Origin of the sequence: Clostridium sp. 7_2_43FAA (genome assembly GCF_000158375.2) — a bacterium.
Lineage (GTDB): Bacteria > Bacillota > Clostridia > Clostridiales > Clostridiaceae > Clostridium > Clostridium tertium.
The window spans coordinates 112,718-124,282 of record NZ_JH815221.1 but is presented as its reverse complement, the minus strand read 5'-3'; the positions used below and the strand labels follow the sequence as shown (position 1 = coordinate 124,282).

Annotated in this window: 10 protein-coding genes and 16 tRNA genes; 3 read left to right on the top strand and 23 right to left on the bottom strand. The window is 29.4% G+C overall.

Translation table 11 applies throughout. The features are described from left to right. Positions 1 to 19: 19 nt before the first annotated feature. The 19 genes from CSBG_RS01380 to rph form a co-directional block, all read right to left on the bottom strand. Positions 20 to 94, bottom strand: a tRNA-Gln gene (locus tag CSBG_RS01380). A gap of 5 nt (positions 95 to 99) precedes the next feature. Next, positions 100 to 175 (bottom strand) — tRNA-His (locus CSBG_RS01375). Between the two features lie 6 nt (positions 176 to 181). Beyond that, positions 182 to 258, bottom strand: a tRNA-Arg gene (locus CSBG_RS01370). A gap of 3 nt (positions 259 to 261) precedes the next feature. Further along, a tRNA-Gly gene (locus CSBG_RS01365) sits at positions 262 to 335 on the bottom strand. Between the two features lie 6 nt (positions 336 to 341). After that, positions 342 to 416 (bottom strand) — tRNA-Gly (locus CSBG_RS01360). Between the two features lie 26 nt (positions 417 to 442). After that, positions 443 to 526 (bottom strand) — tRNA-Leu (locus tag CSBG_RS01355). Between the two features lie 8 nt (positions 527 to 534). Continuing rightward, positions 535 to 610 (bottom strand) — tRNA-Lys (locus tag CSBG_RS01350). 4 nt (positions 611 to 614) lie between these two features. Next, a tRNA-Gln gene (locus tag CSBG_RS01345) sits at positions 615 to 689 on the bottom strand. A 5-nt stretch (positions 690 to 694) separates the two neighbouring features. Continuing rightward, positions 695 to 770: transfer RNA gene (locus tag CSBG_RS01340), tRNA-His, on the bottom strand. Positions 771 to 775: 5 nt separating this feature from the next. Beyond that, positions 776 to 851 (bottom strand) — tRNA-Lys (locus CSBG_RS01335). A gap of 5 nt (positions 852 to 856) precedes the next feature. Next, positions 857 to 933, bottom strand: a tRNA-Arg gene (locus CSBG_RS01330). 3 nt (positions 934 to 936) lie between these two features. Beyond that, positions 937 to 1,010 (bottom strand) — tRNA-Gly (locus tag CSBG_RS01325). Positions 1,011 to 1,026: 16 nt separating this feature from the next. Continuing rightward, positions 1,027 to 1,102: transfer RNA gene (locus CSBG_RS01320), tRNA-Pro, on the bottom strand. 7 nt (positions 1,103 to 1,109) lie between these two features. Further along, positions 1,110 to 1,186, bottom strand: a tRNA-Arg gene (locus CSBG_RS01315). A gap of 75 nt (positions 1,187 to 1,261) precedes the next feature. Continuing rightward, a tRNA-Gly gene (locus CSBG_RS01310) sits at positions 1,262 to 1,335 on the bottom strand. A gap of 15 nt (positions 1,336 to 1,350) precedes the next feature. After that, positions 1,351 to 1,426 (bottom strand) — tRNA-Pro (locus CSBG_RS01305). 155 nt (positions 1,427 to 1,581) lie between these two features. Beyond that, complete coding sequence (locus CSBG_RS01300; protein WP_008676395.1) at positions 1,582 to 2,061, bottom strand: metallophosphoesterase; 480 nt, start codon at positions 2,059 to 2,061, stop codon at positions 1,582 to 1,584. A gap of 9 nt (positions 2,062 to 2,070) precedes the next feature. Continuing rightward, on the bottom strand, positions 2,071 to 2,682 hold the full coding sequence (locus CSBG_RS01295) for an XTP/dITP diphosphatase (RefSeq protein ID WP_035284853.1): 612 nt from the start codon (positions 2,680 to 2,682) through the stop codon (positions 2,071 to 2,073). A 4-nt stretch (positions 2,683 to 2,686) separates the two neighbouring features. Then, entirely contained in the window at positions 2,687 to 3,433 is a 747-nt protein-coding gene (gene rph, locus CSBG_RS01290; protein ID WP_035284850.1) for a ribonuclease PH, read from the bottom strand. A 124-nt stretch (positions 3,434 to 3,557) separates the two neighbouring features. Between rph and CSBG_RS01285 the strand changes: the two genes are divergently transcribed. Continuing rightward, positions 3,558 to 5,099, top strand: coding sequence for a hypothetical protein (locus tag CSBG_RS01285; protein ID WP_242825256.1), 1,542 nt, complete (start codon positions 3,558 to 3,560; stop codon positions 5,097 to 5,099). A 41-nt stretch (positions 5,100 to 5,140) separates the two neighbouring features. On the opposite strand, the gene CSBG_RS01280 is transcribed toward CSBG_RS01285, so the two are convergent. Continuing rightward, complete coding sequence (locus tag CSBG_RS01280; protein WP_008676392.1) at positions 5,141 to 6,643, bottom strand: ABC transporter substrate-binding protein; 1,503 nt, start codon at positions 6,641 to 6,643, stop codon at positions 5,141 to 5,143. A gap of 159 nt (positions 6,644 to 6,802) precedes the next feature. Here CSBG_RS01280 and CSBG_RS01275 point away from each other — a divergent pair, with 159 nt between their 5' ends. Continuing rightward, on the top strand, positions 6,803 to 7,063 hold the full coding sequence (locus CSBG_RS01275) for a hypothetical protein (protein WP_008676390.1): 261 nt from the start codon (positions 6,803 to 6,805) through the stop codon (positions 7,061 to 7,063). Positions 7,064 to 7,109: 46 nt separating this feature from the next. On the opposite strand, the gene CSBG_RS01270 is transcribed toward CSBG_RS01275, so the two are convergent. From CSBG_RS01270 to CSBG_RS01260, 3 genes are all read right to left on the bottom strand, one after another. Beyond that, positions 7,110 to 9,263 (bottom strand): sensor histidine kinase, encoded by a 2,154-nt coding sequence (locus tag CSBG_RS01270; protein WP_008676389.1) that lies wholly within the window; start codon positions 9,261 to 9,263, stop codon positions 7,110 to 7,112. Next, positions 9,238 to 9,936: a response regulator transcription factor gene (locus CSBG_RS01265; protein WP_008676388.1), complete on the bottom strand. Its 699-nt coding sequence runs from the start codon at positions 9,934 to 9,936 to the stop codon at positions 9,238 to 9,240. Before CSBG_RS01265 ends, CSBG_RS01270 begins: the two co-directional genes overlap by 26 nt. A 152-nt stretch (positions 9,937 to 10,088) precedes the next feature. Beyond that, on the bottom strand, positions 10,089 to 10,388 hold the full coding sequence (locus tag CSBG_RS01260) for a thioredoxin family protein (protein WP_008676387.1): 300 nt from the start codon (positions 10,386 to 10,388) through the stop codon (positions 10,089 to 10,091). A gap of 115 nt (positions 10,389 to 10,503) precedes the next feature. On the opposite strand from CSBG_RS01260, the gene CSBG_RS01255 reads away from it, so the two are divergent. Then, entirely contained in the window at positions 10,504 to 11,223 is a 720-nt protein-coding gene (locus CSBG_RS01255) for a superoxide dismutase (protein ID WP_008676386.1), read from the top strand. The last annotated feature ends 342 nt before the right edge of the window (positions 11,224 to 11,565 follow it).

The window sequence follows — 11,565 nt, the reverse complement described above, 5'->3', positions numbered from 1 at the left end:
TTGAGCTAGTAAACCAAGTTGGCTGGGATAGCAGGATTTGAACCTACGAATACCGCAGTCAAAGTGCGGTGCCTTACCACTTGGCGATATCCCAGCGTATGGGGTGAACGATGGGACTCGAACCCACGACAACCAGTGCCACAAACTGGCGCTCTACCAACTGAACTACGTTCACCATTTATGGTGCGTGTTAAGAGATTCGAACTCCTGGCCCACGCCTTAGAAGGGCGTTGCTCTATCCAGCTGAGCTAAACACGCTTATGGAGCGGGTGATGAGAATCGAACTCACGTAACTTGCTTGGAAGGCAAGGGCTCTACCATTGAGCTACACCCGCATATTATGGAGCGAAAGACGGGACTCGAACCCGCAACATTCACCTTGGCAAGGTGACGCTCTACCATTGAGCCACTTCCGCTTATTTTTATATTAATTCAATATATATGGTGCAGATGAAGGGAGTCGAACCCCCACGCCAATGGCGCTAGATCCTAAGTCTAGTGCGTCTGCCAATTCCGCCACATCTGCATATATATTGGTGGCTTACCCGGGAATCGAACCCGGTACACCTTGATTAAAAGTCAAGTGCTCTACCGATTGAGCTAGTAAACCAAGTTGGCTGGGATAGCAGGATTTGAACCTACGAATACCGCAGTCAAAGTGCGGTGCCTTACCGCTTGGCGATATCCCAGCGTATGGGGTGAACGATGGGACTCGAACCCACGACAACCAGTGCCACAAACTGGCGCTCTACCAACTGAACTACGTTCACCATAATGGTGCGTTATCAGGGGATCGAACCCGGGACACCCTGATTAAGAGTCAGGTGCTCTACCAACTGAGCTAATAACGCATATCTGGTGCGTGTTAAGAGATTCGAACTCCTGGCCCACGCCTTAGAAGGGCGTTGCTCTATCCAGCTGAGCTAAACACGCATATGGAGCGGGTGATGAGAATCGAACTCACGTAACTTGCTTGGAAGGCAAGGGCTCTACCATTGAGCTACACCCGCATATTAAATTTTAAAGTGGTCGGGGTGACAGGGATTGAACCTGCGACCTCATGGTCCCAAACCACGCGCGCTCCCATCTGCGCCACACCCCGGTGTTGATGGTGCGTGTTAAGAGATTCGAACTCCTGGCCCACGCCTTAGAAGGGCGTTGCTCTATCCAGCTGAGCTAAACACGCTTATTCTCACAAAGAACATTAATTATTTTATATCATCCTTCGTCACTTGTCAACATATTTTTTTAACCACTTTTATGGAGCGGGTGATGAGAATCGAACTCACGTAACTTGCTTGGAAGGCAAGGGCTCTACCATTGAGCTACACCCGCATATTTGTTTTAAAGTGGTCGGGGTGACAGGGATTGAACCTGCGACCTCATGGTCCCAAACCACGCGCGCTCCCATCTGCGCCACACCCCGATATCTTTAATATCTGTCAGCGACAATGTTTATTCTACAATAGGATTAGCAATCCGTCAATACATTTTTTAAAAAATAATCTATATAAGAGAATTTTGGAGATTTAACTAGATATTTAATAATATTGTAAACTAATAACGGATTGCATAAAAAATTTATTCTATTTCTTTTAAGTATATATTATTTTTTTTATTTTCTAATATTTCTATAAATCCTAATGTCTTTTTTGCTCTACCATAAGGCAATGTTATACTTCCTGGATTCATCATAGTCAATCCATCATGTTCATTTATTAAAGCTTTATGAGAATGTCCAAAAAGCACTATATCTGCACCTACTTCTTTACCCTTATAGAATATAGTATTGTATTCATTCTTTACATTATACATATGCCCATGAGTCATATATATTTTTAATCCCATTATATCTATTATTCTTTCAATAGGATACTCATTAGAAATATCACAATTTCCCTTAACTGCATATACTTCACCATTAAAATCATTTAATAATATTTTTGTATCTGGAGCTCCATCTCCACAATGTAAGATAACATCTACATCTACTAAATACTTTTTTATAGCATTTATAGATGAAGCTTCATAATGAGAATCACTTAATACAGCAATCTTCATAATTTCCTCCTATAGAAACTCCTTTATAACTGCACTTATTTTTTTAAGCGCAATTCCTCTATGAGATATATCATTTTTTTCATCTATTGTAAGTTCTGCAAAAGTCTTATTAAGAGGTTCATATAAGAATAATGGATCATATCCAAATCCATCATAACCTCTTTCTTCTTCTAATATATAGCCATTTACCGTTCCGGTTACTGACTTGTATATATTCTTATCATTTATTAATGCTAGTTGACATACAAATCTAGCACTTCTATTATCATAACTAACGCCCTTTAAATTAAGAAGCAATTTTTCATTATTCTTTTTATCATTTCCATGCTCTCCTGCATATCTCGCTGAATACACTCCTGGCTCACCATTTAAATATTCAACTTCTAAGCCAGAATCATCTGACATTACTATAAAATTGTTTTCTCCTTTTTTTATTAACTCCTTATATATCTCTTCACTTTTCTTTTTTGCATTTTCTTCAAATGTTATTCCATCTTCTTCTACATCTATATCTAATCCGATATCCTTTAATGAAAAAACATTAATAGGCATATCATTTAGAACCTTCTTTATCTCATTTATCTTCCCTTGATTATTACTTGCTATTATTAATTTTTTCATAGACTTATTTCCCTCCAGTACCTATCCAAAGGGCATCCATTTTTAAAGCATCCTTTTGTATTTGTACCATTTGTTTTATACCTTTTTGGGCTAAATCTAATAAATCATTTAAGTCATCTCTACTAAATGGTGATTCCTCTCCAGTTCCTTGAATTTCTATAAATTCACCTTCATCGGTAGCAATAACATTCATATCTACCTTAGCATTAGAATCCTCTTCATAACATAAATCTAAAATCTTTTCGTCATTTAATATACCAACACTAGTTGCACTTACGAACTTTCTTATTGGATAAACTTCAAAAGGCTTTTCCTTATGTAGTTTATTTACTGCATCTACTAAAGCTACAAAGGCTCCTGTAATAGATGTAGTTCTTGTTCCACCATCAGCTTGGATAACATCACAATCTATCCATATTGTTTTTTCACCAAGTGCTTTTAAATCCATTACTGATCTTAAAGCCCTTCCTATTAACCTTTGTATTTCCATAGTTCTTCCATCAACCTTTAATCTAGCTATATCTCTAACCTTTCTTGTTCCAGTCGATCTTGGAAGCATATTATATTCAGCCGTTATCCACCCTTCTCCTTGACCCTTTAAAAATGGTGGAACTTTATCTTCTATAGATGCTGTACAAATTACTTTTGTATCTCCAACTTCTATTAATACAGATCCCTCTGCATACTTTGTATATCCTCTAGTTATCTTAGCTATTCTCACTTGTTCATTTTTTCTTCCATCTATTCTCATGATTTTACCTCCAATTCTTAATATTATTAAAATTTATGCACTATTTCAGCATTAGCCTCATATTATTAATATAAGGATTAATGAAGAGGTGAAGAAATTGCGATATATAGGACCATTTTTTAGAATGAATAAACTATCACAAAAAGAAATTAGCGGCCAACTTTTTCACTTGTCTAAGGAGGCCATAAGGACATTAGTTCTTGAGTCAAAATGTGGATTAGTTGATTCAATTAAAAACTATAAAAAAACATCATCCTCCATTGATATTACCACATCTGGTAATTTTTCTCCACTACTATGTATATATAGGAAATCTTCTCCAAATTATATTCATAGTAAAAATTATAATGGATTTGATGAATCTTCCTTTAAAAAGGATATATCTCCAATAACTAATGCATTAATGACTACAAGCATACTAGATTTAACTACTTATTACTCAAGATTTAAAGATGCCGATGAAAAATTATATTCTTATTCTAAGATATACAAAAAATTATCTAAAGAACAACTTGATTTTTATTCAGTGAACTTAAGAAATAATGAAGGAATTTTTACTGAGAAAAAAAACCTATCAGAAAACAACCATAAAGGATTTAACCTTACAGATAAAAATAATAAATTTAAATTTTCTGATCAAGCTTTTATGATGCTTGCTTATAACTTATATTCAATATTATATCCAGAAGATGAAATTTCAGAAGACTATAATAAGTTTTCACTAGAAATATTACAAATGCTTAATGAGTTTAAAGAGAAAATATATGAATGTTCATTTGAAGAAATATGTAAAATCCTTACTGCAATAAATATTTTTTATAGTCATTCAAAAAATTCTGATGCTCAAGTATTAATAATAGATTTAACAGACTTTCTTATTAATAAATTTGATGAAAAGGACTATTACATCGATTCTTTAGATTTTACATGCTTATTCTCAATAAACTTAATGTTATCATTTAAACATACTCAAATGATCACATTTAATGAAAAAGCCAAAGAAATTATTAATAAATTAGTATCTTTATATGATGATGAAAAAGGGGTTTTCCTTAAACTTTCTGGTAAAAAAGACTTGAAATATTCCTGTTTTGATATTACCTTCTATTTCTTAGCTATTGTTATGTACTCAAAAGAGTTCAATAAATATAATGAATATAAGAACATGATTTCATCATTATACAGAAAATATTTCATAAATTCTGGTTTAATAACTTCTTGGCCTGAAGCACCTACTCTAGATGATGCAGAAAGATATAGGGGATTAACCCTAAATTCAGCTGATATGTTGGAAGAAAACTTTTTTAGAATGCCTACAACTTCAACACCTACAAGTTTAGGAATAGCTCCAATTTTTAACAAAAGTATTTCTTACTCTAAAAAAAGAGATTCATTCTCAACATCAGGATCATCCTTTGATAGTTTTAAAAACATGTATATATATCAGTTAATAATTTTTCTATTTAAAGATGATTTTATGCGTGAAATAAATCTACTAGATCCAGATCCTTCATATAGGAATGATTCTAATACTCCTATTATAGAAGACGAAAATAATGAAGACACTCTATCAGAAAAAGATATATCAGAAGTTGAAGATGAAGAGTTTGAGAATATTGAAAATAATGAATTGATAGCTGATTCTAATAATCAAGACGGTGATTAAATAATCAAACTAAATCATAAAGACTGAGCAAAGCTCAGTCTTTATGATTTTTCTATTTTACTGTAATCTATATTGCCATTGCCATCTAATAGCATATTTTTTATTTTACTATTTATAGCTATATTATCATTGTAAAATGCTAATGGTAAAACTTGATATGTGTTAAATAAATCATCTTCTAATTTTGAAAATAATTCTACTCTCTCCCCTTCTGTTTTTGCTAATAACAATTGATCTTTATACTTATCTGGAAGAAAGTTTACTAATGTGTTATATATAGAACTATCTCCTGAAAAATTTGAATCACCATGAATTAATGCTATATCATAATAATTAACATCTTTAATAGAATTCATTTCATCTTTAGTAATTAATTTATAACTTAAATACATATCTGTATTGTTTTCAAACCACTTTGCTATATATTCACAAATTTCTTTATTTTGAGTACTTTCTTCAGCAACTAAAGAAATTTTCTCTGGTTTACTCCATTCAGCTGTATTATTGCTCATAACTTTTCTAGCTTGAAGCTTAGCTAAATCGCCTTTATCTTCTCTAAAATAACTTCCCTCAGCTAATTCTATAAACATGCTATTTTCTAGTTGATACTGCCCTATAGCCTCATTTAATAACCCATATATATCTTTTTTACCCTCTACCGGTATAGAATCACCATTAGGATTAAATGTTAAATACATAGCTTTATTTGATTCTAATGTTAGTAATCTCTCTTCGTTACTTAGTCTACTTAATTGGCTCTTAGGTGGATTTATCACTATATCTCTTCCCCCTACCTCAAAAGCTGCCATAGCTAGTTCTTCACCTTCATCTGCAACTATCTTAATTGTTGCTACCATATCCGCATTTGTACTACTGTTTCTATTAAGGGTTAGCTCACTCATTGTCATCTCTGAAATATTATAGTATCCTGAATAAATTAATTCATCATAGTTTTGTCTTATATTTTCCCATAATAAAACATTCTTTCTAAGCCTATATTGTGGTGTTGTTAATTCTTCAATAAACTTATCATCTTTTGAGTTTAACCTAAAAATAACATTATCTTCCCCTGAAGTTATTCCAACATTTTCTGTAAAAGACCCTGATCCATCCCTAAATGCTTTTGCTCCGTACACATTTAACAATGCGCCTATATTTTCTTCTTTTTCCTCTGTTAATATCTCCCTAAAAAAAGTTACTATATCCTTAGGTGTTATTTGAGTTCCATCACTCCAATATATATCTGATCTTATCTTAAAATCATATTCTAATCCATCATCTCTTACTTCAACTCCTTCTGATAATGAAGGAACTATATTTTTAGAAGCATCTAATTCAACTAATCCCCTACTAGTTGCACATACTATATCTTGTATTCTCTTATCTAGACTTCCTACAGATTTAAAATCTGTTGGTACAGTAGATACTGAATATGTAAATACTTCTTTATTTTGAGTTGGCTCTTGATTTACAACTTCTATAAATCCTAGCAAAAAACCTATCAATAATGCAGTCGTTGCTACTAATATTATTATTTTCTTCATACATGCTTCTCCTTATGATTATTATCTTTCTAAATTATAGACATCTAATGCTAATAGTAAACACTATCATGAAAATTTATACATTTATTTAACTTTGTGCTAAACTATTTTATTTTGTATGCTATAATATTTTTATATAAAATTTGGAGGTAATATTATATGGATTTAGCTGTTCAAATTTTTCAAATAGTTTTTTATAGCATTGGTGCTTTATTCATGATAACTTTTTCTATCATAGGAGTATGGAGTTTTATTATTTTTAATAAAACTTACAAAGCTAGAAGAATACAAAATTATCTTTTAGAAAAAATATATCAAGCTATTAATCAAATAACTTATAGAAATAATAGCTTACTTAATGAAAATTCAGAAGAGGAATTGCTTAGCCTTGATGATTTAATTGATGAAGATGAAAATTAGTAAATTACTAAAAAAAGATAGAGAAGGTTAAACGCCTTCTCTATCTTTACTTTCTAAATGTTGTAATTACTTTAAATAAATCACCATCAATTTCTATATCAAAATTTCCACCTTGAAGCTCAACTATACTTTTTGCTATAGAAAGTCCTAAGCCTGAACCTTCAGTACTTCTTGATTTATCTCCTCTTTTAAACCTTTCAATAATTTCCTCTGAAGTAAAATCAATTTGATAAGCAGAAATATTTTTCATTATTACTTTCACTTCATTTTCACTATTAATTACATCTATATATACTCTTGAGTTTTTCATAGAATATTTAATTATATTATTTACCAAATTTTCATAAACCCTAAAAGTTTTTCGTCCATCTATATATACTATTGCTTTATCTTCTGGCCACTTAGTTATTATATCTAAATTAGCTTGAGTAATCTTTTCCTCTAATTCCCCAATAACTTGTCGTAATAATGAAACTATATTTAAATCTTCTTTCTCAAAGGTCATATTACCAGAAACTGCTTTTGAAGCCTCAAATAAGTCTTCTATTAATATTTTTAGTCTTTTAGATTTCATATCCAATACTTCTAAATACTTACTTCTTTTTTCATCAGTTATATTTTCTTCTTTAAGGAAACCAATATAATTAATAATAGAAGTTAGCGGTGTTTTTAAATCATGAGAAACATTAGTAATTAATTCACTCTTCATTTTTTCACTAGTTATTGCTTTACCCAAAGCTTCTTTTAGACCATCTTCAATAGTAATAAGATTGTTTTCTATATTTTTTAAAACTAATATCTTATCTGCTTTTAAATCAACCTTATAATTTCCTTTAGCTATTCTTAATGTTTGAGATTCTAATATAGTAATTTCTCTAAATATCATTACATATAAAATTGAGGTAAATATTAAATATATACATATATAAGCTCTAGAAAATACCATAAACTCATATGACAAAAATACAAATGATTCTAACCATAAACAAAATAGAGCTAATGCAGACAAAAATATAATAGATATAAACTTAAATTTATTAGTTTTTATAAATTCACTATCTTTTATGATTTTGGAAAGATATTTATATATCTTTAATGTTAATACTTTTCCCTTTTTTCTCTTATTTTCTAATATCAAAATTAAATCTTTTAAGAAATAATAATCTATAATAATTAAAATATAAGCTCTTAAAATAACTCCATTAGAATAACTGTTATTTCCATAATAAGGTATCACATTAAATATTAATGAATTTAATATATTAAGACTATATAGAAAAATTATTGCTCTTATATCTATGGGGATTTTGATTAACAAATCTTCTATATAATTAGTGTAGTTATTTTTTCTTCTCTTATAAATTATAAAAGCAAATACTAAAATAAAAACTCCTAATATAGCTGTTATAGCAATTTTTCTATTTAAAATTGACGAAGCTTCTTTTCTTTCTTTAAACGCATCATATAGAAGATCTCCTTGTTTCAATTCTTTAGGTATTCTATAAAACCTAATTAAATCCTCACTACTATACTTTAATAAATCATATATACTTGATAATTCTTCTGAATAATTCTTTCCATCTTCATTTACTTTAGAGTTTGCAAAATACATGTAATAATATTGTTCATTATTTGCAAATTCTTTTTCTTCTATTTGCTTTTCAATATTACTGTCTTCTATGTTTGTAATTTTAGCACCTGAGCTATCTTTAAAGAAAAACTGTATATTTTCATTATCATAAAGAATATTATTGGTGAATTCTCGAACATACTTAAAATAATCATCTACAGAGTTATCTTCTTCCATAATTATTTTCTTTGCCTCTTCTATTTGTTTTTTAATTTCCGCTTCTGCTACATTCATATCTTTAGCTTTTTCTCTTATATTTTCTTCAGCTTCTTTTAGACGGTTCTCCTTTTCTAGCTTAAATTCTTCTACTTTCTTATTATAAATATCTTCTTTTTTCTTTCCATCTAAATCTAAAAAGAGCTTTGTATAATCATTTAGGTTACTATCTAAAACTACAATTTTGTTTTTTACTAAAGAATTATTATAAATACTATCACCAAAATATAAGTTAAAATTTTTATACTCTCGTAATGTTCCTATTAAAGAAATAGCGAAAAATATTACTAAGATAAATATTATATACTTTTCTAAATCCTTTAAAATTTTATTTTTTGTCAACTTTGTATCCAACTCCCCACACCACCTTTAAATACTGAGGATTTCTAGGATCAATCTCTATCTTTTCCCTTATCCTCCTTATATGGACAGTTACTGTATCTACATTATAAGGGGCTTCATTCCAGACTCTTTCATAAATTTCTTCTATTGAAAACACCCTTCCTAAATTACTCATAAGAAGGCTTAATATTTTAAATTCTAATGGAGTTAACTTTGCTTCCTTACCATTAACGTTTACTTCCTTATTAAGCCTATTTAACTCTAATCCACCCACTGCAATTACTTCTTTATTTTTATCATTAGTCATTGATGAAAATCTAGTATATCTTCTTATTTGTGAGTTTACTCTTGCTATAAGTTCTAAAGGATTGAATGGTTTAGTTAAGTAATCATCAGCTCCTAAATTAAGTCCTAATATTTTATCAGAGTCCTCTGATTTCGCTGAAAGCATTATTATTGGTATCTCTTTTTCCCTTCTTAATTCAATAGTTGCTCTAGTTCCATCAAGATTAGGCATCATTAAATCCATTATTATTAAATGTATATCTTCTTCTCGAGCTATCTTCAAAGCTTGTACTCCATCATAAGCAACCAAGACATTATAACCTTCATTAATAAGATAAATTTCTATTGCTTCTGTAATTTCTTTATCATCATCTACTACTAAAATGTTTAATTTACTCATAACTCCCCCGAATATTTTTTATTAATATTTTATCATAATGTAGATATTAAGTAACCTTCATATTAATAATGTTAATTTGTAAAAGTTACAAGGTTAGTATCATATTTATTAAGAAATTCTTAAAAATAAAGATACAGTTATTAACTGTATCCTTATTTATAAATTAAATTATAATATCTATTTATTGAATTCTTAAAATCTAATATATCAAAATATCTTCCAACCCTTAGTGCCTCTTTCCCATTAATAAATAGTAATAAAATGGGCAAAGAAAATATATCATGTTGAGCTGCTAATTCTTTATTTTCTATAGCATTAATCTCAAGAAATTTAATCTCATTGTAACCTTTAATAATATGCAAAATTTTTTCTTTTATTGCATCACATGCCCCACATTCTGATCCACTGAAATATACTATACTTATTGGATTATTGTTTATTAATTCTTCCATAATTCCTCCAACTTCTATTTACTTCTTAAACTTTAATATATTTATTATATCACTTCCATAATTTATTTATAAAATAATCTCTTTAGGCACATAATAGAACAGGAGGTGAATAATAATGAAAATTAAAAAGAAATTTAGTTTATTATTTTTAATAGCTTTATCTTTTGTTTCCCTTGTAACATTAATTCCTACAGCTTCAGCAAAAAGTAATAAATTAGGTGATGGTCAATTTAAACTTAAGCCATTGCCATATGATTATGACGCATTGGAGCCTTATATTGATAAGGAAACAATGATGCTTCATCATGATAAGCATGAAAAAGCTTATGTCGATAATCTAAATAAAGCCATTGCTAAACATCCTGAATTATTCTCTAAAGGATTGGAAGGACTTTTAAAAGATTTAGAATCAGTACCAGATGATATTAAAGAAGCTGTTAAAAATAATGCAGGCGGAGTATATAACCACGAATTCTTTTGGTCTATAATGTCTCCTACTAAGAATCAAAGTCCTAAAGGAGATTTATTAAATGCAATAAATAGAGATTTTGAATCTTACAATAACTTTAAAGATAAATTTAAAGAAGCTGCATTAGGCAGATTTGGCTCTGGATGGGCTTGGTTAGTATCTGATAAGGATGGTAAATTATCAATTATATCTACAGCAAATCAAGATAGTCCTATATCTTCAGGTTTAACTCCTATTATAGGTATTGATGTTTGGGAACATGCATATTATCTTAAATATCAAAATAGACGTGCTGAATACATAGATAATTGGTGGAATGTAGTTAACTGGGAGCAAGCTGAAAAAAATTATACTAATAATAAATAGATTCTTGAATTTAAAAGAGGATATTGCCGTAATTTTAGTACAATATCCTCTTTTTAATTGATAGTTAATAATAGACAATAGATAATTAATATTATAATTCATGTGAGTTGAGTTATAGGAAAAGTTAATGAGCGAAAGATTGAAATAGTTAATTAAAAATCACTTTAAGCTAGTAAAATCAATAATTTAGAAGTATATCACGTTTCGTTATATCCTTTTTATTTTTTCATTCTTAATCGTAATGTAGATATCTTTAAAGCCTTAATGACTTTATACAAATTATCTAAGTTCTTATATTTTATTACTTTTGTACTTAAAGAAAAAATACTAGTATTTTTATGT